This window comes from Pedobacter panaciterrae (assembly GCF_013204795.1).
GTDB lineage: Bacteria > Bacteroidota > Bacteroidia > Sphingobacteriales > Sphingobacteriaceae > Pedobacter > Pedobacter panaciterrae.
This window is the reverse complement of record NZ_JABMKW010000016.1, coordinates 251523-272949: the sequence shown is the minus strand read 5'-3', so window position 1 is coordinate 272949 and position 21427 is coordinate 251523. Positions and strand designations below refer to the sequence as shown.

Here is a 21427-nt window from a genome sequence, read left to right as displayed (position 1 = left end):
AAAAAACTATTATGGAATTGACAACTGAGCCTTTGGCAAACTTAAAGAAAGAGTCTTTTAAGAATGGACTTATTATGGCGGGAGTAAGTATTGTTCTTTTTTTATTTATGAATTATGTATTGCCAGAGCAAATGGGGTCATTTTTAATGCTGGGGCTACAATTGGCAATTGGCCTTGGATTAAGTGTTGTACTTTGTTTAGATATGCGTAAAAAGGCTGGAGGTTATTGGACTTTTGGCGAAGCTTTGCTTCATATCTTTGTTATGTTCATTATTTCGGCTGTAATTGTTTATTTATTTACTCTTGCTTTCGGTAAATTTATTGACACTACTTATCCCGTTAGAATGAAAGAAATGATAGGTGCGAAAACAGAATCTATGCTTAAAAGTTTAGGTGTAACAGACGATAAACTTGCAGAAGCTATGGCTAAGCAAGAGGAGGATATGGAAAAGCAATTTAACCCTAATTTTTCCCAAGTGATAGTAGGTCTTGGAATTCAATTGGTAATGTATTTTATTGGTGCGCTAATATTTGCCGCTATATTTAAAAGGACAAAGACGCCGTTTCAGTCAACAGAACAATAACCTATCTGATTGTATTATAAAAAAGGCCCTGTATCATGCATGATACAGGGCCTTTTTGTTTTAACATCCTAATGGATATTACAGATTTCTGATCCAAATGTTACGGAAACTCAATGGTTCGCTAGGATCTCCATGAGATTGCAACTTAATTGGCGCAGGGCCATGAGCTTGTCTGTATGCAGGTGCTCCGATGTATTGTGTTGGCCCCAATAATGTAGTATTATCCTGAACCAATACTCCGTTAAATAACACGGTAACTCTGGCAGGTGTTTTTACAGTTTTGTCTTCGTTAAATGTAGGTGCAGTCCAGATCACATCGTAACTGTTCCATTCTCCTGGTTTGCGGGTTGGGTTGGCAAGAGGGACAAATTGTTTGTAAATACTTGCAGCCTGTCCATTTGTATAAGTGTCGTTTTTATAAGAGTCAAGAATTTGCAATTCGTAACCAGCATCACCTTTGCCAATAGAAGCAAGGAAAAGTCCGCTATTGCCTCTGCCTTGTCCTTTGCCAGTGATATTTGCAGGCACACGCCACTCCAGGTGTAATTGGTAGTTACCAAATGATTCTTTGGTTTCTATGTTTCCCGATTTTTTATTTACGGTAAATACTTTATTGGCAACCGTCCACGCAGCAGGTTTCGATCTGTCTTCAGTCATTACCCATTGGTCAAGGTTTTTGCCATCAAAAAGTATAATAGCATCAGAAGGGGGGGCTATTGTAAGCTCCGGTGTTGATACCACTTTAGGAACTGGAGTATATACTTCGGTGTCTTCAGGTTTTGCATCTTGAGCCTGAACAATGTTAATTCCTGCCATCATTAATGTAGCAAGGATAACTGATTTACGCATGTTTATCATTGTGTGATTTAATTTAATAACTATTCAAATTTATAATTAAATGGGATTAATTATAGTAATTCTCCAAGTATTTATTGGGAACGGCTAATATTGTTACAGTTTCATTCTAACAGGTCGTTAATAATATGATGCATATAATGGGGCTCAGGTGGTGGCAAAACCTAACAATTTTGTGAATATGCATATTTGTTAAGTTTTAAGTAAGTTTGCACAGTTTTAAGCGTTGTAATCACACATGGATATTTCTGTTGTAATCCCCCTATATAATGAAGAAGAATCGTTACCTGAATTAACTTCATGGATTGCTAAGGTAATGCAGGAGCATAACTTTAGTTATGAGGTTCTTTTTGTTGACGATGGAAGTACTGATAGCTCCTGGAGCATTATTGAAGATTTAAAGCAACAATATAGTTCAGTAAAAGGAATTAAATTCAGAAGAAACTATGGTAAATCTGCCGCATTAAATGTTGCTTTTGAGGCTGCACAAGGTGATGTAATAATTACTATGGATGCTGATCTACAGGATAGTCCGGATGAGATACCTGAACTTTTCCGTCGGATAAAAGAGGAAAAGTTTGATATTATATCCGGCTGGAAAAAGAAACGTTACGATCCGATTACCAAAACCATACCCACCAAGCTTTTTAACGCTGCCACCCGAAAAATGTCGGGCATTCAATTAAATGATTTTAATTGCGGTTTAAAAGCTTACCGTAGTGATGTGGTTAAAACAATTGAAGTTTACGGCGAGATGCACCGTTATATTCCTGTAATCGCAAAATGGGCAGGATTTAAGAATATCGGAGAACAGGTAGTAGAGCATAGGGCGCGTAAATATGGAGTTACCAAGTTTGGAATGAGCCGTTTTGTTAATGGATTTCTAGACCTCTTGTCCATCTTTTTTGTAGGTAAATTTGGCAAACGTCCAATGCACTTTTTTGGTTCGTTAGGAGTGCTGAGTTTTGTGATAGGAACATTTATGGCCTTATGGCTTATTGGCGTTAAGCTATATCATATATCTATGGCCATTCCGTATAAAAGGGATGTAACGGATCAACCATTGTTCTATATTGCTTTGGTAGCCATAATACTTGGTTCTCAGTTGTTTTTAACTGGTTTTGTTGCAGAACTGGTTACCAGAAATGCACCAGAGCGTAACCAATATTTAATAGAAAAGGAGATTTTATAACAAATGTTTTTTTCGATTATAATTCCCCTTTACAATCGCCCTCAGGAGATTGATGAATTGCTCACTACGCTTACCAGGCAAACCTATACCCAATTCGAAGTATTGGTAATTGAGGATGGTTCTGTAAATGATGCTAAGGCTATTGTTGATAAATATGCCAATTCACTTGATGTAAAATATTTCTTTAAACCTAACGAGGGACAAGGGTTTTCGCGTAATTATGGGTTTGAAAGGGCCAAAGGCGATTTCTTTGTGATTTTTGATTCCGATTGCCTCATCCCTGAGGATTACCTTGAAATAGTAAAGGATTATCTTTTTGAACATAAACTGGATGCTTATGGTGGGCCCGATGCTGCACACCAAAGTTTTACGCCGGTACAAAAGGCCATCAGTTATGCCATGACTTCCCCATTTACAACCGGAGGGATAAGAGGCAATAAAAAGCATATCGGACAATTCCATCCCCGTAGTTTTAACATGGGGGTATCCAGAGAAGTATGGGAAAAAGTTGGCGGCTTTATATTAACAAGATTAGGAGAGGATATTGAATATAGTATTCGTATTCACGAGCACGGTTTTAAGATCGGTTTAATCCCGGCAGCCAGAGTTTTTCATAAAAGACGCACAAGTTTTAGCCAGTTCTATAAGCAGCTGCACTTTTTTGGCAGGGCCAGGATAAATATTTATAAACATTTCCCTTCCGAATTAAAATTGGTGCATTTCTTTCCGGCAGCATTTACATGTGCCGTAATATTTACTGTGCTTATTAATATATTTTATTGGCCTTTAGCATTCATTTGTAACTTTGTAATGCTGATATACTTTATGTTGATATTTTTTCACTCATGGCAGGTTAATAAGTCATTAAAAGTTGCATTTTTGAGCATTATTGCAGCGTTCATTCAGCTAACAGCCTACGGTTTAGGTTTTATGCAGGATTTTATTAAAAGAGTAGTATTTAAACAACAATGATAGAATTTTTAAAGGAGAGTACATTTGCTGTAAATGAGGTGATTAGCAAGGCCTGGACAGTGACCAAAAGGAATTACTTTTCTATTGCCACACTGTGCTTTTTGATGTTTATTACTTCTAATGCTTCGGGCTTAATGGCATTCTTTTTAAAGGATGTAAGTAAGGGATTGAGTATATTGATGGCTTTCATCTTTGTGATGTTCTACTTTACCATCAATCTATCGCTGTTTAAGTATATTTTTCATTTACTAGATGATGAAGACCATGATGTAAGCATTGTAAGTACAATTCCTACCAGAAAACAGATTATCAGATTCCTGGTGGCAACGCTTTACTTTATGCTTTGTATTGTAGGTGTGTATTCGATAGTAGTGTTAATCGCTTTCCCTTTTATATACACAGGGATAAAAATGGAAGTTATAACCAATGTGGCTATTTCTGTTGGGGTAATTGCAATATTCATTACATGGATCCGTATTTCTTTCTTCCCGTTTTTTATAATCGATAAAGATTTACCTCCATTTCTATCTATAAAGCTTAGCTTAGCCACTACAAAAGGCAACTTTACAAAGATTTTTCTGCTTTTGTTAGTGCTATTAAGTTTTCACCTGCTTTATTTGTTTTTTAGTTACATACACTGGCCGGTGTTCTCATTCTTTATAAATATTTTGAGCTCCTTTATTATTGTTCCGCTATCAAGTGTAGCTTTAACTATTGCTTATCGTAAAATGATGAGTGAATACAAGGGAGATGCTGAGCCTGATATTATACATAACATAGTTTAAACAGAACTTATGGGATTAAAAGCGGCATTAAGCAAACCGTTTGCGGCCTTTATTGTAAAAGGCATCAATAAATGGAAAAAAAATGCAGTGGGAGCACAGAAGGGAACTTTAAGCCAACTCATTGATTCTGCAAAAAGTACGGCTTTTGGTAAGGATCATGGTTTTGCCTCTGTAAAAACATATGAGGATTTTAAAAAGGCGGTTCCTGTTAGGGATTACGAAGAGTTACGACCTTATATTGAAAGGGTAGTGGCAGGTGAACCTGATGTAATGTGGAAAGGAAAACCCCTTTATTTTGCAAAAACCTCTGGTACCACATCGGGCGTTAAATACATTCCACTTTCTAAAGAATCGGTGCCCGAGCATGTTAAAGCTGCCCGGAATGCCTTGCTTACCTACATTCACGAAACCGGTAACACCGCTTTTGTTAATGGTAAGATGATCTTTTTGCAGGGAAGCCCTGTGCTGAGTAAAAAAAATGGAATTAACGTAGGTAGGTTATCAGGTATAGTAGCCCATCTTGTTCCAGGTTATTTACAGAGAAATCGTCTGCCTTCTTATGCCACAAATTGTATTGAAGATTGGGAGCAAAAGGTTGATGCAATAGTAGAAGAAACCATTAATGAAGATATGACCCTGATTTCGGGCATACCGCCATGGGTACAAATGTATTTTGACAGGCTTGCACAGAAATCCGGAGGCAAAAAGATTAAAGATATTTTTAAAAACTTTAGCCTGTTTGTATACGGCGGGGTTAATTACGAACCTTATAGGGCTAAAATTGAGGAAAGCATAGGCAAGAAAATCGATACAATTGAAACTTATCCTGCCTCCGAAGGATTTATTGCTTATCAGGATAGTCAGCAGGATAAAAGTCTGTTACTGCTGGCAAATGCAGGTATATTTTATGAATTTATTCCTGCAGACGAGTATTATAATGATAACCCTTTGAGAGTTAGTCTGGAAGATGTGGAGCTGGAAAAGAATTATGCTTTGATACTCAATACAAATGCCGGGTTATGGGGTTATAGCATCGGAGATACAATTAAGTTTGTATCTAAAAACCCGTATAAAATATTGGTGACAGGACGTATTAAGCATTTTATTTCAGCTTTTGGAGAACATGTAATTGGCGAAGAGGTAGAACATGCTTTACTTACCGTAGCTAACCTGGAAGGTGTGGGTATCACAGAATTTACTGTAGCTCCTCAGGTGGAAACGAAACACGGCGAATTGCCTTACCACGAGTGGTTTGTGGAGTTTTTTAATCCTCCTAAGAATCTTGAGGCTTTCAGTAAAAAAGTAGATGAAGCACTACAAAAGAAGAATATTTACTATTTTGACCTCATTGAGGGGAAAATACTGCAACCACTGATCATTCGTTCTTTACAGAAAGATGCCTTTGTGAACTTTATGCGTAGCCAGGGTAAGCTTGGCGGACAGAATAAGGTTCCAAGATTATCGAACGACAGAAAGATTGCTGATAATTTAAGTAGTTTTATAAATTGAAAAACATATCCATTTTAGGCGCAACCGGTTCAATAGGAACACAGGCCTTAGAAGTTATTGAGGCAAATCCGGAGTTGTATAAGGTTACAGCGCTTACAGCACAATCAAACGCTGATCTATTGATTGCCCAGGCATTAAAGTTTAAACCTTTAATGGTTGTTATTGGCGACGAGCGTCAATATAAATCCGTAAAAGCAGCTTTATCAGCTACAGGTATCAAGGTTTTAGCAGGTGAAGCAGCGTTGTGTGAAGCAGCTAGTTTAGCAGAGACAGATTTAGTACTTACTGCAATAGTAGGTTCTGTTGGTTTAAAACCAACTATTGCTGCTATTGAAGCTAAAAAAGATATTGGCCTGGCTAATAAAGAAACGCTGGTAGTTGCCGGTGATTTGATAACTAGTTTAGCAAAGCAACATGGGGTAAAAATTATACCCGTAGATTCTGAGCATTCTGCAATTTTCCAGTGCCTGGTAGGTGAGGCAGTTGATACAATTGAAAAAATCTATTTAACTGCATCGGGTGGGCCATTTAGAGGGAAGGAACGTGCTTTTTTAGCTAATGTTACCAAAGCCGAGGCGCTTAAACACCCCAACTGGGTAATGGGTGCTAAGATCACCATTGATTCGGCATCTTTAATGAATAAAGGCCTAGAAGTTATTGAAGCGAGATGGCTGTTTGATTTGAATGTAGATCAGATTGATGTGATTGTACATCCTCAATCTATCGTACATTCGCTGGTGCAGTTTAATGACGGCTCTATGAAGGCTCAGATGGGTCTTCCTGATATGAAATTGCCAATTCATTATGCTTTTGCATATCCAGGAAGAATAAGCAGCAATTTTAAACGTTTCAACTTTATGGATTATCCGGAGCTGACGTTCTCAAAGGCTGACAGAGGTACTTTTAGAAATCTTGACCTCGCATTTGAGGCTTTACGCAGAGCAGGAAATATGCCTTGCATCATCAATGCTGCCAATGAAGTGGTAGTAAATGCCTTTTTACAAAATCAGATTGGTTTCCTGGAAATGAGCGATATAATAGAACAATGTATGTCTGATATCAGCTTTATAGCGACACCAACTCTTAATAATTATTTAGAAACCGACCAGCATACACGTATATTTGCGGGCGAGCTGGTAACAAAATAAGTTTTTTACAGTCAAATTTAGAAACATTTAAAATCATATATGAGCGGATTGATTATGGCGGCCCAGTTACTTCTGGGATTATCGATATTAGTTATTTTACACGAATTAGGACATTTTCTTGCGGCACGGGCTTTTGGAATTAAGGTAGAGAAGTTTTACCTGTTTTTTGATGCCTGGGGTGTTAAGTTGTTTAGTTTTAAGAAAGGGGATTGTGAGTACGGCATCGGTTGGTTACCATTAGGCGGCTATGTTAAAATAGCAGGTATGATAGATGAATCTATGGATACCGAACAAATGAATCAGCCGGCGCAGCCTTGGGAATTTAGGTCTAAACCAGCCTGGCAACGTTTAATAGTGATGCTTGGCGGTGTTATTGTCAACATAGTTGTTGGTATCCTGATTTTCTGGATGCTTACATTTAAATACGGCGAAACATTTATTCCTAACAGTTCTGCACAGAATGGTATTAATCCCGGAAGTATCGGTAAAGAAATCGGGCTTCAAAAGGGAGATAAGGTAATTGCTGTTAATGGAAACAAGGTGATTCGCTTTGATGAATTGATCAGTTCAAAGGTTTTGCTCGGAAACACAAATTTAACGGTTATCCGTGGAGACAGAACCCTGGATATCAAAGTGCCTGAGAATATCTTAAATAAGGTTTCTGATTTAGGAATTGAAGCGTTTATTAGCAGGGCACCCTTGTTAACTTCTACAGTAGATAGCGTGTTTGGCAACGCACTCAAAGCAGGATTAAAAAAAGGTGATAGAATTGTTGCTGTAAATAATACACCTGTTCGATTTAATGCAGATGTTAGAGATGAGCTTCAGAAGCACAAGAAAAAACCAGTGTCTTTTATAATTAATCGTGGTACTGAAAAGTTAACTTATACTATTCCTGTGGACAGTGCCGGAACTATTGGTATCGGATTTAACATAGATGAGATAAAACAACAAACAATTAATTATAGTCTGTTTGCTGCTCTTCCAATAGGAGCAAATCAGGCATGGAAAACTTTTAGTGATAATGCTAAAGGAATCTGGAAAGTAGTTACAGGTAAAATCCAGGCAAACAAAGCATTTTCGGGCCCTGTAGAAATCGCGCGTAAAGTTTATGGCGGAGAGTGGATCTGGATGAGATTTTGGGCTTCTACAGGCTTTATTTCTATTGCTTTGGCATTTATGAACCTGTTACCAATACCTGCTTTGGATGGGGGACATGTTGTATTCCTGATTGTAGAGATGATCAAAGGAAAGCCTCTTGGCGATAAGTTTATGGAGCGTGCCCAGATAGTTGGTTTTGTCCTGCTGTTATCGTTGATGGTTTTTGTGCTCGGCAACGACATATTTAAGGCTGTAATGCATTAAGCCCTTATGACAGACTATTTTGCATTTTATGGCTTACCATTAAGCTTTAATCCTGATGTGGCCCTCGTAAAGCAAAAGTTTTATGAGTTTAGTAAGAAGTATCATCCTGATTTTTATATTAATGAAAGCGATGAGAAACAGGCTGAGGTATTGGAATTGAGTACGGTAAATAATAAAGCATATCAGGTTCTAAGTGATCCGCAGAAGCGATTACATTATGTTCTGGAATTGAAAGGCTTATTAAAGGAAGGTGAGAACTATGTTCTGCCCCAAAGTTTTTTAATGGAGATGATGGATATTAATGAGGCATTAATGGATTTGCAATTTGATCCCGACCCTGTGAAGCTGGCAAGTCTAAAGGAAGATGTTAATGGAGTAGAGAAGGGGTTGTCGGATGAAATTTTATCACTTACAACTTCTTTTGAAGGTCAGACTTCAGCGGAGCAGGATAAAACACTTATTGCAATAAAGGACTTGTATTATCGTACTAAGTATTTGTTAAGACTTAGAGAAAGTATTGCTAAAGCTGCCAATATATAAGGCTGGCTGTTAAATCATTGTAAAAAAGTAAAATGCTACTTTTTTACAATGATTGTTTGGATACCTTTGCCGCAAATCCATATATATGAACACATTATCCATTTTTAGAAAAGTTGCCGTTGCTGAGGGAATTTCTTACATCTTGCTGGTATTTATTGCTATGCCCCTAAAGTACTGGGCTGATATGCCTTTGGCTGTGAAATACACAGGTTGGGCTCATGGCCTTTTATTTGTGCTGTACATTGTTTTTTTAATTATGGCATGGCAAGAGTATAAATGGAGCTTTAAAAAGGTGGTACTCATAGGGTTTGCATCATTAGTGCCATTTGCCCCTTTTTGGGTAGATAAAAAACTTAAAGAAGATAATTTAAATAAGTCTTGGTAATTAGTTATTCAATTGATACATTTGCATCCCGCTGAATAAGCAAATGCCCAGCTGGCGGAATTGGTAGACGCGCTGGTCTCAAACACCTGTGGGAAACCGTGCCGGTTCGACTCCGGCGCTGGGTACTAACCGGGCTCAAGCCCAAAACCTTAAAGGGTTGCTCATTAAAAAGCAACCCTTTTTGCTTGACTTTCAGTATGTTATCATTAAACGTTGGGTCAATAAAAGCGGTTCTAAACATACCATCACCCCATACCAGATTATCTTTGAACACCCCCCTCATCAGGGTATGCTTCTGTGTAATGTTGCCTTTTTGATAAATCTCATAGAGGTTAGTTAAATTCGGTAAAGTCCGGTCAATAAGCTCATCCTCGTTTCGGAATTTTGACGGTTGATTTCCACTTAAAGAATATTCTAGCATTGCCTTTATATACGGTCCTGTACCGAAACTTCTATTTAAATTATCCACTATCAAGATAGGCCTCTTGCGAAGTGGCATTTTTTTAGCTTCATTTTTTTGAAATTCCATTAACAATGTTATTACATATACGGGTTAAATAATGTAACTCCTTAACGTAATAACGTGAGATTTCACATCACTCATCGAGTTGTTATTTATCAACAAACTTTCATTATTTCTAATCAACATCTTACCCCTTTAAAATCCAATTACCCGATATTTGTCAATTTTTGATTTCTTCCGGCTAAATCTTAATTGTGGATTCCAATTGCTCTTCTTTCGAAAATCAAACTCTTAAATTCGGTCAATCCATTAAAATGTAGTTCGAAATCAGTGCGCTCACGGGACCTGTGAGCCCTTTAAGATATCTTAAAGGGCTTTTTTGTTTTTAGGCGATTTTCAAATCGTCGAATAAAGGCTTATTTTCGATTTTCAGTGAGGTAAGAGAACACAGCTAGGTTTGCCAATTGCAGATCCTTATTGATTTGGTCAGATAAGTCAACGGTCATAGGTATTAAACATAATCCTTGTTCGAGATTAACTTAAATGGCTTTTTTATGATGCGTTGTAAGTGGTATGGCATCACTTTGTCGGCAAATAAAAGCTTGTAAATTATAAACCATAATTAATATGTTTACAGATTCGGATCACAGGTGCTAATAGCATACTTATCGTGTGTCTTTACATCATTAAGTTTAGTGATATTTCCCTTAAAAAGGTCTATCAAAAATACTTTATGAAAGCCTGGTTTATCACTTTCAAAAACCAACTTATTACCATTTGCTTTAACCGTTCCTCTAGCTTCTATTAAGGTCGATTTAACAGCGATTTGTTTGTTTGGCTTTTGTTTCAAAGCCAGCCACTCTTTCATTGAAATGGGCCTTGAAAAGTTATTCGTTATAGTTGTAAACAATGCTTTACCGTCTCCTGTATAACTTAATAGATGGCCAGCTAATCGTGGAAAAATAATCTCTTTTTGAGCAGTATCAATTGGAATGTAATTTACAAAACAACCTCGTTCTGGTAGTGCTGTTGATTGATTGATGGTTCTTTTTATTGAAATACCGACTACAACCAATAGGAGTATGGCGAATGCAAAATATTTGATGAGCGTGGTTATACCTTTAAATTCATTCGAAAATATATTTAAAACCAGCTTCTAGCTTGTATAAAACCGACATTGTATACTTTTACTTAGCCAAATCCAAGATCCATTTGATACAATCCGTAGGTTCTACAATTGACCAAGAATGTGGATGTCTTGTTCCGTCGACCCTAAAACCTTTCCCAATGGCGGGAATAAATTCTGCTTTTTTATTTCCGCTTTGCATTAAAAAATTTGTCATTGCCGAAAGATTGGCAGCATTCAAATCATAATAGGTCCTGCCTTTGTTTTTAAGTTGCCAAACTATATCTGGGTCACAGTATAATCTAACAGGAACAGTGATCAAATATTTTGCATTGCCGCCATCGTCTCTGCTTCTTGTAAACATCGAACCTTCCACATATTTTTCAGGAAACTCGTCTGGCGACCCGCCATACTGTTTTTTAAATTCATTTACCAGAAAATGGTCTTCCTGCAATGCTATTTTTTTACTTTGAGATAATTTATCCCCTTCTTTTTCGTACTTAACAATTGCATTTTTTGCGCCGTTGTATAAATCTATTAGATCTACTGGTGGATCTACACCAATTACTGCCAATGGTGTTAAGTAAGTGATGTATTTTGCATTGTGAGACATTTCGGTGTATTGCAGTGCGTTCATCCCGCCTAACGAAAGTCCACTTAAAATAAATTTATTTTTTGGAGCTTTATACTTTGTTACAATATCTTCAAAAGCGGTATCAAAAAAACGTTTTGATGTTGTATCCGTATCTAATGTGTTGTTGTAGTTTGCACTCACTACTACCGACAGAATATTTTTATCGTATGCTTGTTGCATCAAAAATTTATTGCAGCTGATTACATTTTCTGCCGTTTCGCCTGTTGATGGAAATAGAACTAAAACCGCCCGTATTGGGTTTTTAGGAGCGAGTACGTAATAGAAAAGGTTATCATCTTTGCTGATGTTGCCATAAGTCTCAGCCGTGTTTTTAAGGGCTAAAGTTTGTTTTTTAAGGAGAGGTAGATATTGATCATCTAGGTTTAAAAAATCACCATTTACAAAATTGCCAATGGTTTTACCGCCGTTGTTGAAATAGGCTGCACCTTTTCCGTTTAAGAAACCGTTGATAAAAGTTCCTTCAAAACTGGCATATCCAATAATTTCAAATTTTCCTTTCCCGTCAAATTTTCCTTGCTTCATTTCACCTTTGTAGGTAGCTGCCAATTTATTATTTTGAAACCATTGCAAAAAGCCAGCTCCGGATGCAAAATTGTTTTTGCAATTGCCATCCCAAATTAGGCTGTCTGCGGTTGTCGGTTCATCTAACCATATTTTGCAATTTGATTGATGTTCTTTTACAAACTGTCCATTGCCTTGGGCAAAGGAATTTGTGGTAAGTAATGTTAAAAGTCCAAAAAATAGTAATCTCATTTTTTTCTGTTATTTTTGTTTGTGTTAGGCCTTTGCATAAATTGAATTTCCCATTTTAAACATACTGCTGGCAGCAGTTATAAATTTTCATAAGTTTTATTTGATACTTTAAAGGTTCTTAACTTCGGGAGTACCATCTTCCTGTTTCTTAACCCATCACTTTTGCTTATCAAAACTTTGATTATGATCAGACCGAAGAAAGCATTTGCCTCAAGAACAAGAATCAAGCCTGGCTCCTCAGTTTATTACCGGGAATTAAGGATGAACTCGCGGTAGATAATTGCCTCTATTCCTATACCAAAAGTGCAATTAAAAATCCTGGTTTTCCAGAGAACCAACAAAAGTAAATATCCACAAATTCGAGCGACCTACAGGAATACTTTAACCACGCGGGTGTTTTGCAAGATGTACTTTTGTATACACAAAAGAATCTTGCGCCCTTGAGGTCGGGCATTTTTCTCGGAACTCGAAAATGCTGAAGACAAAATAAAAGCAAGATTATGTCTAGAAAAAAAACTAAGAATCCAGAGCAGCTATTTTATAAAACCTTTAACTTTCAAATCTTCCACTATAGGCTCAATAAGTAATAAAAAGGCTTTTAAATATTCAAAGTAGTCCCGCTGATCGGTACATACCGGGATCGAACACTTCGATTCCGGTTTTTTATATCTTTCTAACGCCTAAATATTCTTCAAACTGTGTTCAAAGTATTTCTGCTGAACCTCATTTTCTTTGGGTGTTATGAGCGGGCTTCACCCAAGTAAGCCGTCTGCGCTATAAAACAGCCGGCTCTTGATCAGATTTAATAGTCTTTCCTGCCTCTTTTTGGGGTTTTAGTTATGTTTGGAATGAAAACCAAATAGTCGTAACCTTTTATAATTCTTTCCAGCTCCAAATTCTCTACTTTAAGCTTCTTTTTAGAGATTGCTTGTTTCAAGGGGCTTAAATCATAGGTATACCAATTGTCATCTTTTACGACGGTTAAGAAAGATTTATATTGATCTAAATCAGCCAATGTTTCACCTTCTTCTTTTCCGATGAGCATAATGTGTAATGACTTCCGGTAATTTGCCTCTTCGATATTGGAAACCAGGTTTCCAATATCGAATACTTCCATTAAACTCTCTCCTTTAGGCAGGTGATTAGCACCAAATTTGAAAAGATTCTTCTTGTCTTTCCATTCAGGTAGTTTTTCAAGAATCAGGTGCTTCATGTATTGAACTCTTAAAGGGTGAATTCGACTTAAATATAGTTCCCTGCTTAATTTTAGTGCTTCAAGCTGCTCTTTCTCGTTGGCTGATAAATTCAGGGTACTCAATGCATTCATTTTTGCCAAACAATCGTCAGAGAACAAATAGAATGTGGTGTTATTTTTTGTGTCATAAGCAGCGGAATTAGCGATCATCTGCTTATAAATTTCTTTTGCTTTAGCATTTTTGGTTTGTTTCCTCAATTCCGAAAGCAGTAATCGGTCTGAAAATAAACTAATTTGATCAGCTCCATATAGTTTGATATTCTGCTGAAGTATGTTTTTGAATAAATCAAACTCAGCTTCACCTTGTAAAAAAGATAAAGCTGAACCTGATTCATTACGGAATTTGTCCAGTTCAGCTGAGGATAAGGATTTAATTTTTGTTGATATTGTGTTGATTGTATATGGATCAATTTCTAGAATATAGTTGTCGAACTTAATATTATTAATAATCGCATTTGTGAAGTAAGGGACTTCATCGGTGAAATGCAGCTCGCCCAATAACACAGAATTGTTTTTGCTGATTTCATCCTGTAGGGTAATCCATCCTTTTCCTTCGAAAGTGTTGTTATTGTTTTTTTTAAAGGTGGAGTAGTTTTTTTGAATTAAACTATCCATTAGAGCGGTTTGTGCGTAACTGAAATTGGCAATAAACAGAGTTAGAATTAGTAGTTTGGTTTTCTTCATTTGTTTTTTTTAGGAAGATACAATAAATTGAATTTATCACCCTGATGATTCAATAATATACCTCCAGATATTCCTTTCCGCGACGAAAACCTAAGGAGTAAACTGCATGTGCTGGCAGATTTCCATTAACTTGTTGTTATGCTCTCAAGCAAATATAACACGAATATCGCCCAAGTGGTTCTGAGATGTTTAATCCAAAAAGAAGTCGTTGTTATTCCGAAATCAGCAAATATGAAAAGGATTAATGAAAATTTCAATGTACTTGACTTAGAGTTGTCTGCCGATGATCTGACAGCCATCAAATCGTTAGATAAAGGCATCGGATTAATTTATAGTGTTTAAAAAACGTTTGAAAATCTGACTACAACAATTACCAATCCAACTACTTTTTACAGCGCGACAATCAAGAATTTTGTACTTGAAATTTAAGTCAGTTTTAGAAATAATTAAATAAAGGATTATGCAAAAGAGAAAATTAGGAAATAGTGGATTAGAAGTTTCCACATTAGGCTTTGGCTGTATGGGTTTAAACTTCTTGGATGGCAAGGGTCTTGATAAAAAAGATGCCATCACACTACTATGCAACGCAGTTGAAAGAGGTATTACATTTTTTGATACCGCAGAAGCCTACGGACCTTACACCAATGAAGAAATTGTTGGCGAGGCATTACAGCCTTATAGAAAAGACGTAGTAATCGCCACAAAATTTGGTTGTAAGGATGCCAGACCAGCGGTAGGTTTAGACAGCAGACCCGCAACTATCAGAGCCGTAACCGAAGCATCTCTGAAAAGATTAAAGACAGATTACATCGATTTGTTGTATCAGCACAGAGTTGACCCTAATGTTCCGATAGAAGATGTTGCAGGAACAGTGAAAGACCTGATACAGGAAGGCAAAGTAAAATATTTCGGTTTATCGGAAGCAAGTGTTACAACTATTCGAAGAGCACATTCAATTCTACCTGTAACAGCATTACAAAGCGAATACTCTTTGTTTTGGCGTGAGCCAGAAAATGAAATCATACCAACCTTGGAAGAGTTAGGAATTGGTTTCGTTCCCTTCAGTCCTTTGGGTAAAGGCTTCCTTACAGGTGTAATAAACAAAAAATTAGAGGATATCGACCGTAGAAACATTATTCCTCGTTTCAGCGAAGAAAATATAAAGGCAAATCTGGCTTTAGTGGACGCACTCTCTGAGATTGCTAAACAAAAGAATGTTACGACCGGACAATTAGCATTGGCCTGGCTTTTAGCTCAAAAGCCTTGGATAGCACCAATCCCCGGGACTACAAAATTGCATCGTTTAGAGGAAAACATTGGCAGTACAAATATTGTATTAACAACCGATGAACTTGCAAAAATTGACACAACAGTAAATGGAATTACACTTGTGGGCGACCGCTATCCGGAATTTTTAGAAAAACAAATAGACAAATAAAAACGAACAGCAATGGAAAATATTAAAGGGAAAGTTGTAGCCATTACAGGTGCAAGCAGCGGAATGGGCAAAGCCATTGCAATAGAATTAGCAAAAAATGGTGCCAAGGTTGTTTTGGGTGCAAGACGAACAGAACAATTACAACAACTTGTTGAAGAAGTTAAAAATAAAGGTGGTGAAGCCACCTTTGCTCAAATTGATGTAAAGGATAAAGCCGATCTAGTTAGGTTGGTAAATACGGCAGTTGAGCAATATGGAAAATTAGATGCCGTTGTAAATAATGCAGGTGTCAGTCAATTAAGCCGTATTGACGAATTGGATATTGACGGTTGGGAAGAAATGATCGACATTAACCTGAAAGGCGTTTTGTATGGGATGGCCGCTGCAATTCCTATTTTCAAACAACAACGATCGGGACATATCGTTAATATCATTTCTACTTCAGGAATAAAGATTGTCCCAATGCAGGGCGTTTATGCAGGAACTAAAAATGCCATTCGCACGATTGCAGAGGCGTTTCGTCAAGAGTCAGATGGAAACATACGCATTACAGGCATTTCGCCCGGAATTGTGAAAACAGATTTTGCAAACAACATAAAAAATGAAGAAATGAAAACAGCTGTCCAAAAGGGAATGGAACAGATTGCCATAGATCCCATAGCTATTGCCAATGCTGTAATTTATGCAATAAGCCAACCTAACGATGTTGAAATTGGCGATATTGTTATTCGTCCGTCAAAACAAAATTGATTAAATTCGTAAACCAAAAATGCAACAACAATCTAATATCAATCACATTAAAAGTATATCGCAATTGGTGCGGATATTGGGATTTCCTGCACCATTGCACCCGCTGATTGCATTGGTTGACTATAATAATGTTTCGATTGAAATGTTTCCAAAAGGGCAAAAAGTAAGTCTTGATTTCTACAAGATTTCCTTTAAGCCTACATTTACAGGACACATAAAATACGGACAGGGATATTACGACTTTGAAGAAGGCGGATTAGCATTTTTGAAACCAAAACAAATTGTTTTTTCACCGGAAGACATAGAAAGCTATGAAGGTATCGCTTTGTATTTTCATCCGGACTTTATCCGAAATTATCCATTAGGAAAAACAATAAATCAATACGGCTTTTTCTCTTACGATGTTTCAGAAGCCTTATTTCTATCAGCAAAAGAAAAAGAAATTATAGCCAATTTATTTGCTACAATAGCCAATGAATTAGACAACAATATTGACAGTTTCAGCCAGGATGTTTTGGTGTCGCAAATAGAATTGTTATTGAATTATAGCAATCGTTTTTACAACAGGCAATTTATCACGAGGAAAGCAATCAATCACGACATCATAACTTCTTTGGACGAACTTTTAAACAGCTATTTTGGAGAAGAAAACAGTCTGAAAAATGGCTTGCCATCAGTGAAATACATCAGTACAGAATTAAAGCTATCGCAACGCTATTTGAGTGACATGTTGAGTTCATTGACAGGGCTTAACACACAACAATACATTCAGAACGCAATCATAGAAAAAGCTAAAGAAAAATTATCAACTACAAATCTTTCCGTTTCGGAAATTGCTTATGAATTGGGCTTTGAACATTCACAATCGTTTAGTAAACTTTTCAAGACAAAGACAAATGTTTCGCCTTTGGAGTTCAGACATTCATTTAATTAAAGACGGTAAAACCATTTGATTTTGGGGAATTGAGCATTAGTATTGCTAATTTAGAGGGTGGCCCGATAACTGCCAGCTAATAAACTGAAGTTGATGATAAAGTGGAAACGAATGAAAATGTGGTGGTTGCAGTAGACTAATCTCATAGTAAAAGGCTCACATATGGATCAAATAAATAAGTCTAATTGTTGAAGCTAGTTATTGATGAAAAGAGCCTGTATCATAATCATCTCTTTTTTTCTAAATCAATCAATTATTGGCTCAATGAGCGATAAAAAGCGTTCCATATGTTCAAGGTATTCCTACTCCACGGTACAAACCCCTCTCTAAAGTACTTAGAGAGGGGTTTTTGGTTTTATATTTTGTAATGTGCCTCCATTGCACAGAAAAGAAGATTTTACAGTTCGATCTCGGGTGGTGAAGTATGGTTCAATCATGTTATCTTTACAAAAGAGATGGAATAAACTTATTTTTATAGATTAAGTAAAATGCAGTTTGAACCGAGTAAAAAGCTAGTGCCATTTATCAGGCATTATTTATTATTGCATACCAATGAGTTGGAGGAGATGACATATCGTTTGTTTTCTGACGGACAACCAGGCATAGTCGTTCCGCTGACTAAAAATATGCTGATCAGCACGAGTGATTATCCATTTGGAGATCAATTGCCATCGATGTTTATTTATGGCCAAATGTCTGCCTATAGAGATCTTAAAATTCAGGGTCAAATGGCTTTGTTGGTTGTTGTATTACGCCCATTTGCACTTAATTTATTATTTGGGATGTCTGCTGATGAGCTAAATGATGGGATATTTCTTCCCACTGATCTTATCGGAGCTGAGGCGATTCCGTTTGAACGAAAGGCGGCGAAAAGTAAAAGTCTTCATGAGGTAATTGACACCATAGAAAGCTTTCTCCTTGAGCGTTTCCAAAAGAGCAGCGGTTTGAATCATGATCTGCTTTTTAGCCTTGAAATTATCAATAAACATGAGGGGCTTATTAGAATGGAAAACTTGCTGAAGGAACTACAAGTGAGTGAGCGACAGCTGGAAAGACTCTATCGCAGGCAGATTGGTGTTTCACCAAAAAAGTTCATGAATGTAATTCGGTTCCAGCACTTTTTAAAGATCTTCAGAGATCTTTCTGCTGAAAGCAAACTGACTACTGCGGTTTATAAAGCTGGTTATTATGATCAATCTCACCTGAACAATTATTTCAAGACAATGACCGGTATTACACCGATGGAATACAGGTTAAATGTCAATAAGCTTGCAATTAATTTTATGCGGTTTTAGGGCTGAATCTTCATTTCCATCAATATAGTTTTTAGTGATATGTATATGGTTGTCGGAATTTTCCAATCATTGTTGAAGGCCGAGGGATAATTTTGTGTCATGAAAAAAATAAAAATAGCTACTGCGCAATTTGAAAACAAAAGTGGCGACAAGGAGTATAATCTTAAAATGATTGAACAGCTTTCCGAACAGGCAGCAAAGGATGGGGCTGATGTTATTAGTTTTCATGAATGTTCGATTACAGGTTATACGTTTGCAAGGAACCTTAGCTATGAGCAAATGTTAGTGCTTAGTGAAAGCATACCAAATGGACCGAGCGTAGCTGCTCTCATTGGATTTGCAAAGAAATATGGAATTGTTATTCTCGCAGGTCTATTTGAGAAAGATGAAAATAATGAACTCTATAAAGCATATGTATGTATAGATGGAAACGGCTTAATCTCTAGTCACCGCAAGTTACACCCGTTCATTAATCCCTATATCAAGCCGGGGTCTGCCTATACTGTATTTGAATTGCAAGGCTGGAAATGTGGGATTTTAATTTGCTACGATAATAACATTATTGAGAATGTAAGAGCAACAAGACTTTTAGGAGCTCAGGTGATTTTTATGCCACATGTAACGATGTGTACACCATCAAGCAGACCAGGGGCGGGATTTGTTGACGCTAGCCTGTGGAGGGACAAAAATGCGAACGCCCAGTTACTGAGGAAAGAATTTGATGGTGATAAAGGCAGGAAATGGTTGATGAAGTGGTTGCCTGCAAGAGCCTATGATAATGCTGTTTACGCAGTATTTTCAAATCCTATTGGAATGGACGACGATCAGTTGAAAAATGGTTGTTCCATGATTTTGGATCCGTTTGGTGAGATCATAGCGGAATGCAGATCTTTAGATAATGAAATTTCAGTGGCGGAATTAGATCCTGAAAAACTTACCGATGCGGGTGGCTCAAGATATATTATGGCCAGAAGACCGGCGCTATATGCGGACATCATAGGTAAAAAACATAAAAGTGAGCATAAAGTTTCATGGCTGAAGTGAATCCTTGCTTTGCTTCTGGGATGCTTCTGACTTGCTTCTGGACTGTTTCAGTATCAAATTCGTATCAACGTCTTAGCAACTTCGGTGTATCTTCATCTCGGAACGGACGTGCATCAAAGTTGCTAAGAAGATATATCGGAGAAGTATCGAAGTTGATACTGAAGCAAGCACTGCCGAACCATAATGTGGTGTCTAACCAGATACCGGGATTAAATTCTTCGAGTCTATATTGGCGAAGAGCTGCATTGCTACATCGTAGTTGCATCAGCTTCTAATAAGGATACGAGTAAGCGTGTTTACTTAAAAATTTAATACATTTATTTGACAGGGATGTATAATTTAACATACAAATACCTGAGCGCTATCAGTATTATCTAATCAGTACTTGCCAACTTTATTTCTTTTTTTGAGGGTTAAAAATGCCATTATCTTTTAAAGCTGCTCGTTTGGCATGATAAGTGTAAATTATTATCGAAAAATTAATCCTCAATCTATTTCTATGAAAAAAACCTCTTCTTTCGTAGCGTTGTGCTTAATCGGCATTGCTACATTCGCTTCTCCTTTAATTTCTACTGCTGCTGCTAAGCAGTGTAACGCAGCACTTACGGTAACTTATGTGTATCCAGATGGTTCTGTTTACGGCTCTTATACTTACTATGGTAGTGGTGCAACCTGCGGAGCCGCAATGGATGCTGCAAGAGCACGTCAAAATGCCGTAGAGGCAGCGGTAAATGACGACCCATCAAGCCCTATTCACGTTTATTAAGCCAAGAAACCTTAACGGTTTAATTACCCTTATTATAAAACGTATTTAGGCTTTATTCTACTGTTTGAAAACAAAAAGATGAGTGCTGCTTTGTAAAAGGAGAACTCATCTTTTTTAAATTATACCCACCTCTCATATCCTTACAATTTATGTATCAAAACAAATCGACTCTAAGCTTTGCTTTTATATTGTGCTTTTTAACGTTTAATATAAGCGCACAAGTTAAAGGAACGATAAATTATAAGTTAACAAAAAACGATGGTGTCAGTAGCGCTACAGAGATAAACAGTATAGTTTATTTTTCCGGAAACAAGTCTATTGAGATAAACCTACCTAAAAATTTATCTAACACCATAGTAGCAGACGGAGATAATAGTTTCGTGGAAACGAAAGTTCTGAAAAATAGCAAGCCCATATTTGTTTACAAAGATTTCAGCAAAAATGAACTTCAACTTTCAGACTTTATAGAGCGTAATATTTATTTGATTAAGGATACACTGGCTAATTTTAAGTGGACAATAACTAAGGAAAAGAAAAAAATATTAAACTATAGCTGTACACGGGCAACTACCAACTTTAGAGGGCGTCAATTTGAAGTTTGGTTTACCGACGCCATTTCTGTACCAAATGGACCATGGAAGTTCTGCGGACTGCCCGGTTTAATCATTGTTGCAAAAGATTTAGAAGGGAAATATAATTATGAACTTACCGGCATTAATCTAAAAGCAGTATTCGACCCCAAAATAATCAGTATTCCCTTTTCTTATTCAAAAGAGAAGGCTGTAAGCCATGCCTATTTTATTGCAGCTTATAAAAAACGTGTTGCCCAAAATGCAGCGCTATCGAGGGCAAGTGAGCAGCAGAATAGCAGTGGGGGAAGCTCGTCTTTCACAGTAACTTTACCGCCCAAAATGGAAAAACTTTAGTTG

General features: G+C 37.0%; 21 protein-coding genes and 1 tRNA gene. 18 read left to right on the top strand and 4 right to left on the bottom strand.

Features of this window, described 5'->3' with window-relative positions:
• The first annotated feature begins 11 nt into the window (after positions 1-11).
• Positions 12-584 carry a DUF4199 domain-containing protein gene (locus tag HQN86_RS09095; protein WP_172660685.1) on the top strand — a complete coding sequence of 191 codons (573 nt, stop codon included), beginning with the start codon at positions 12-14 and terminating at the stop codon, positions 582-584.
• A 78-nt stretch (positions 585-662) separates the two neighbouring features.
• Here HQN86_RS09095 and HQN86_RS09090 read toward each other — a convergent pair whose 3' ends face one another.
• On the bottom strand, positions 663-1433 hold the full coding sequence (locus HQN86_RS09090; protein ID WP_084498238.1) for a 3-keto-disaccharide hydrolase: 771 nt from the start codon (positions 1431-1433) through the stop codon (positions 663-665).
• Positions 1434-1677: 244 nt separating this feature from the next.
• Between HQN86_RS09090 and HQN86_RS09085 the strand changes: the two genes are divergently transcribed.
• The 9 genes from HQN86_RS09085 to HQN86_RS09045 all read left to right on the top strand — a co-directional run bounded on the left by HQN86_RS09085 (position 1678) and on the right by HQN86_RS09045 (position 9460).
• Positions 1678-2631 (top strand): glycosyltransferase family 2 protein, encoded by a 954-nt coding sequence (locus HQN86_RS09085; RefSeq protein WP_172660684.1) that lies wholly within the window; start codon positions 1678-1680, stop codon positions 2629-2631.
• 3 nt (positions 2632-2634) lie between these two features.
• Positions 2635-3603: a glycosyltransferase gene (locus HQN86_RS09080; RefSeq protein WP_048904323.1), complete on the top strand. Its 969-nt coding sequence runs from the start codon at positions 2635-2637 to the stop codon at positions 3601-3603.
• Positions 3600-4388, top strand: a complete 789-nt coding sequence (locus HQN86_RS09075) for a hypothetical protein (RefSeq protein ID WP_172660683.1) — start codon at positions 3600-3602, stop codon at positions 4386-4388. Before HQN86_RS09080 ends, HQN86_RS09075 begins: the two co-directional genes overlap by 4 nt.
• A 9-nt stretch (positions 4389-4397) precedes the next feature.
• Positions 4398-5897, top strand: a complete 1500-nt coding sequence (locus HQN86_RS09070) for a GH3 auxin-responsive promoter family protein (RefSeq protein WP_172660682.1) — start codon at positions 4398-4400, stop codon at positions 5895-5897.
• The gene (locus HQN86_RS09065; protein ID WP_172660681.1) at positions 5894-7045 is read left to right on the top strand and encodes a 1-deoxy-D-xylulose-5-phosphate reductoisomerase; all 1152 of its coding nucleotides are present in this window, start codon (positions 5894-5896) and stop codon (positions 7043-7045) included. Before HQN86_RS09070 ends, HQN86_RS09065 begins: the two co-directional genes overlap by 4 nt.
• A 39-nt stretch (positions 7046-7084) precedes the next feature.
• Positions 7085-8410 carry an RIP metalloprotease RseP gene (gene rseP, locus HQN86_RS09060; protein WP_172660680.1) on the top strand — a complete coding sequence of 442 codons (1326 nt, stop codon included), beginning with the start codon at positions 7085-7087 and terminating at the stop codon, positions 8408-8410.
• 6 nt (positions 8411-8416) lie between these two features.
• Positions 8417-8950 (top strand): iron-sulfur cluster co-chaperone HscB C-terminal domain-containing protein, encoded by a 534-nt coding sequence (locus tag HQN86_RS09055; protein ID WP_172660679.1) that lies wholly within the window; start codon positions 8417-8419, stop codon positions 8948-8950.
• An 85-nt stretch (positions 8951-9035) separates the two neighbouring features.
• Positions 9036-9335 carry a DUF3817 domain-containing protein gene (locus HQN86_RS09050; protein WP_048904329.1) on the top strand — a complete coding sequence of 100 codons (300 nt, stop codon included), beginning with the start codon at positions 9036-9038 and terminating at the stop codon, positions 9333-9335.
• Between the two features lie 45 nt (positions 9336-9380).
• Positions 9381-9460: transfer RNA gene (locus HQN86_RS09045), tRNA-Leu, on the top strand.
• Between the two features lie 969 nt (positions 9461-10429).
• Here the strand turns inward: HQN86_RS09045 and HQN86_RS09040 are convergent.
• The 3 genes from HQN86_RS09040 to HQN86_RS09030 all read right to left on the bottom strand — a co-directional run bounded on the left by HQN86_RS09040 (position 10430) and on the right by HQN86_RS09030 (position 14271).
• The gene (locus HQN86_RS09040) at positions 10430-10873 is read right to left on the bottom strand and encodes a hypothetical protein (protein ID WP_172660678.1); all 444 of its coding nucleotides are present in this window, start codon (positions 10871-10873) and stop codon (positions 10430-10432) included.
• A 112-nt stretch (positions 10874-10985) separates the two neighbouring features.
• Complete coding sequence (locus HQN86_RS09035; protein WP_172660677.1) at positions 10986-12332, bottom strand: MORN repeat-containing protein; 1347 nt, start codon at positions 12330-12332, stop codon at positions 10986-10988.
• 802 nt (positions 12333-13134) lie between these two features.
• Positions 13135-14271, bottom strand: a complete 1137-nt coding sequence (locus HQN86_RS09030; protein ID WP_172660676.1) for a hypothetical protein — start codon at positions 14269-14271, stop codon at positions 13135-13137.
• A 138-nt stretch (positions 14272-14409) separates the two neighbouring features.
• Between HQN86_RS09030 and HQN86_RS09025 the strand changes: the two genes are divergently transcribed.
• The 8 genes from HQN86_RS09025 (at position 14410) to HQN86_RS08990 (ending at position 21424) form a co-directional block, all read left to right on the top strand.
• Positions 14410-14613: an aldo/keto reductase gene (locus HQN86_RS09025; protein ID WP_172660675.1), complete on the top strand. Its 204-nt coding sequence runs from the start codon at positions 14410-14412 to the stop codon at positions 14611-14613.
• Between the two features lie 118 nt (positions 14614-14731).
• Positions 14732-15709: an aldo/keto reductase gene (locus tag HQN86_RS09020; protein WP_172660674.1), complete on the top strand. Its 978-nt coding sequence runs from the start codon at positions 14732-14734 to the stop codon at positions 15707-15709.
• A 12-nt stretch (positions 15710-15721) separates the two neighbouring features.
• The gene (locus HQN86_RS09015) at positions 15722-16459 is read left to right on the top strand and encodes an SDR family oxidoreductase (protein ID WP_172660673.1); all 738 of its coding nucleotides are present in this window, start codon (positions 15722-15724) and stop codon (positions 16457-16459) included.
• A 19-nt stretch (positions 16460-16478) separates the two neighbouring features.
• The gene (locus tag HQN86_RS09010) at positions 16479-17393 is read left to right on the top strand and encodes a helix-turn-helix domain-containing protein (RefSeq protein ID WP_172660672.1); all 915 of its coding nucleotides are present in this window, start codon (positions 16479-16481) and stop codon (positions 17391-17393) included.
• A gap of 488 nt (positions 17394-17881) precedes the next feature.
• Positions 17882-18688 carry an AraC family transcriptional regulator gene (locus tag HQN86_RS09005; protein WP_172660671.1) on the top strand — a complete coding sequence of 269 codons (807 nt, stop codon included), beginning with the start codon at positions 17882-17884 and terminating at the stop codon, positions 18686-18688.
• 99 nt (positions 18689-18787) lie between these two features.
• Entirely contained in the window at positions 18788-19732 is a 945-nt protein-coding gene (locus tag HQN86_RS09000; protein ID WP_172660670.1) for a nitrilase family protein, read from the top strand.
• Positions 19733-20231: 499 nt separating this feature from the next.
• The gene (locus HQN86_RS08995; protein WP_172660669.1) at positions 20232-20498 is read left to right on the top strand and encodes a hypothetical protein; all 267 of its coding nucleotides are present in this window, start codon (positions 20232-20234) and stop codon (positions 20496-20498) included.
• Positions 20499-20647: 149 nt separating this feature from the next.
• A complete protein-coding gene (locus tag HQN86_RS08990; protein WP_172660668.1) occupies positions 20648-21424 on the top strand; it encodes a GLPGLI family protein in 777 nt (258 codons plus the stop codon).
• Positions 21425-21427 lie beyond the last annotated feature (3 nt).

What these genes read in the sequence shown, in the direction of transcription:
- HQN86_RS09090 (WP_084498238.1), bottom strand. Translation starts at nt 1,433, where the DNA reads ATGCGTAAATCAGTTATCCTTGCTACATTAATGATGGCAGGAATTAAC.
- HQN86_RS09085 (WP_172660684.1), top strand. Translation starts at nt 1,678, where the DNA reads ATGGATATTTCTGTTGTAATCCCCCTATATAATGAAGAAGAATCGTTA.
- HQN86_RS09055 (WP_172660679.1), top strand. Translation starts at nt 8,417, where the DNA reads ATGACAGACTATTTTGCATTTTATGGCTTACCATTAAGCTTTAATCCT.
- HQN86_RS09005 (WP_172660671.1), top strand. Translation starts at nt 17,882, where the DNA reads ATGCAGTTTGAACCGAGTAAAAAGCTAGTGCCATTTATCAGGCATTAT.
- HQN86_RS09015 (WP_172660673.1), top strand. Translation starts at nt 15,722, where the DNA reads ATGGAAAATATTAAAGGGAAAGTTGTAGCCATTACAGGTGCAAGCAGC.
- HQN86_RS09035 (WP_172660677.1), bottom strand. Translation starts at nt 12,332, where the DNA reads ATGAGATTACTATTTTTTGGACTTTTAACATTACTTACCACAAATTCC.
- HQN86_RS09050 (WP_048904329.1), top strand. Translation starts at nt 9,036, where the DNA reads ATGAACACATTATCCATTTTTAGAAAAGTTGCCGTTGCTGAGGGAATT.
- HQN86_RS09095 (WP_172660685.1), top strand. Translation starts at nt 12, where the DNA reads ATGGAATTGACAACTGAGCCTTTGGCAAACTTAAAGAAAGAGTCTTTT.
- HQN86_RS09030 (WP_172660676.1), bottom strand. Translation starts at nt 14,271, where the DNA reads ATGAAGAAAACCAAACTACTAATTCTAACTCTGTTTATTGCCAATTTC.
- HQN86_RS09070 (WP_172660682.1), top strand. Translation starts at nt 4,398, where the DNA reads ATGGGATTAAAAGCGGCATTAAGCAAACCGTTTGCGGCCTTTATTGTA.
- HQN86_RS09075 (WP_172660683.1), top strand. Translation starts at nt 3,600, where the DNA reads ATGATAGAATTTTTAAAGGAGAGTACATTTGCTGTAAATGAGGTGATT.
- HQN86_RS09080 (WP_048904323.1), top strand. Translation starts at nt 2,635, where the DNA reads ATGTTTTTTTCGATTATAATTCCCCTTTACAATCGCCCTCAGGAGATT.
- rseP (WP_172660680.1), top strand. Translation starts at nt 7,085, where the DNA reads ATGAGCGGATTGATTATGGCGGCCCAGTTACTTCTGGGATTATCGATA.
- HQN86_RS09025 (WP_172660675.1), top strand. Translation starts at nt 14,410, where the DNA reads ATGCTCTCAAGCAAATATAACACGAATATCGCCCAAGTGGTTCTGAGA.
- HQN86_RS09020 (WP_172660674.1), top strand. Translation starts at nt 14,732, where the DNA reads ATGCAAAAGAGAAAATTAGGAAATAGTGGATTAGAAGTTTCCACATTA.
- HQN86_RS08990 (WP_172660668.1), top strand. Translation starts at nt 20,648, where the DNA reads ATGTATCAAAACAAATCGACTCTAAGCTTTGCTTTTATATTGTGCTTT.
- HQN86_RS09010 (WP_172660672.1), top strand. Translation starts at nt 16,479, where the DNA reads ATGCAACAACAATCTAATATCAATCACATTAAAAGTATATCGCAATTG.
- HQN86_RS09000 (WP_172660670.1), top strand. Translation starts at nt 18,788, where the DNA reads ATGAAAAAAATAAAAATAGCTACTGCGCAATTTGAAAACAAAAGTGGC.
- HQN86_RS08995 (WP_172660669.1), top strand. Translation starts at nt 20,232, where the DNA reads ATGAAAAAAACCTCTTCTTTCGTAGCGTTGTGCTTAATCGGCATTGCT.